General features: G+C 66.5%; 1 protein-coding gene. It reads left to right on the forward strand.

All coding sequences use genetic code 11. The annotated features are described in order from the left end of the window. Positions 1-231 precede the first annotated feature (231 nt). Positions 232-1500 carry an IS110 family transposase gene (locus tag ACI2K4_RS36275; RefSeq protein WP_404517629.1) on the forward strand — a complete coding sequence of 423 codons (1269 nt, stop codon included), beginning with the start codon at positions 232-234 and terminating at the stop codon, positions 1498-1500. The last annotated feature ends 90 nt before the right edge of the window (positions 1501-1590 follow it).

A 1590-nucleotide genomic window follows, 5' to 3' on the forward strand; every position in this document is an offset into this window, starting at 1 on the left:
GGGGTTAGTCCTTGTCGCCTCTGGCGAGGTGGCCCGTTCCGGGCTGAAAATCGTGTTGGTCGCTCGCTGACGTCGTCGCTCCTTGGTCCTACGAGGTCGTGGGTTAGTCGGACGCTGGTAGTCGCGTTTTGGGCCCTTCACTGTTGCTGCGAGCACGTGAGTTAGATTCACCCGTTCTGTGGCTGCCGCGGGCGACCGCCCTGATGTTCGCGCTGGTGGGGAGGGGTTCGGTTGCTGGAACACGCCCAGGACGAAGAGCAGATCATCACGCGTGTGGCCGGGTTGGACATCGGTAAGGCGTCGTTGGTGTGTTGCGTGCGGGTGCCGGACGAGGCGAAGCCCGGACGGCGGTTGCAGGAGGTGCGGACCTACCCGACGATGACTCGATCGTTGATCGGGTTGGCTGAGCGGCTGGCCGTGCTGGGGGTGACCCGGGTGGTGATGGAGGCGACCAGTGACTACTGGAAGCCGGTGTTCTACCTCCTTGAGGCGCACGGGTTTGAGGTGTGGCTGGTCAACGCTCGTGACGTGAAGCATCTGCCGGGCCGGCCGAAGACCGACAAGCTGGACGCGGTGTGGTTGTGCAAGGTCGCCGAGCGGCAGATGATCCGGCCGAGTTTCGTGCCACCTGCGCCGATCCGGATGCTGCGGGACCTGACCCGCTACCGGGTCGATCTGATCGCCGAGGCGGGGGCGGAACGTAACCGGGCGGAGAAGCTGCTCGAAGACGCGCAGATCAAGTTGTCGGTCGTGGTCAGCGACCTGTTCGGCACGTCCGGGCGGGCGATGATGGCCGCGCTGATCGCCGGTCAGCGTGACCCACACACGTTGGCTGAGTTGGCCCGTTCCAGCCTGCGCCGCAAGATCCCCGCGTTGCAAGAGGCGTTGACCGGTCATTTCACGGATCATCACGCGTTCCTGCTGGGCAAGATGATCGCCCGGGTCGAGCAGGTCGAGGCCGACATCCGCGAGGTCGATGCCCGGATCGAGGCGCAACTGGCCCCTTTCGCCCCGGCGGCGGCCCGACTGCTTGAAATCCCCGGAATCGGGCCGGCCGCCGCTGCCACGATCATCGCCGAGATCGGCGTGGACATGACCCGTTTCCCGACCCCCGCCCACCTCGCGGGCTGGGCGAAGTTCGCGCCCGGTGTCAAGGAGTCCGCCGGACGACGCAAAGGCAACGGGTCGACCGGGCACGGCAACCGCTACCTCGCCCGCGTTCTCGGGCAGATCGCGGTCACCGCCGCCCGGACCGACACGTTCCTCGGCGAACGATATCGGCGCATCGCGCGAAGACGTGGCGCCAAACGCGCGATCGTCGCGGTCGGCCGTTCGGTCCTGACGATCATCTGGCACCTACTGTCCGACCCCGACGCCCACTTCCACGACCTCGGCGCCGACTTCTACCTCAATCGCACCGACACCGAACGCCGCAAACGCAACCACATCCACCAACTCGAAGCCCTCGGCTACCGCGTCACCCTCGACCTCGCCGCATAACAGCCGCCCACCCGGCAAGCACCCATCCCGCTCCGCTTCGCTACGCGGGATGCTGCCGCGCGTCTGCCTGCGGTTCGATTTTCGAGTTAG

Source organism: Micromonospora sp. NPDC050397 (genome assembly GCF_044901685.1).
GTDB lineage: Bacteria > Actinomycetota > Actinomycetes > Mycobacteriales > Micromonosporaceae > Micromonospora_G.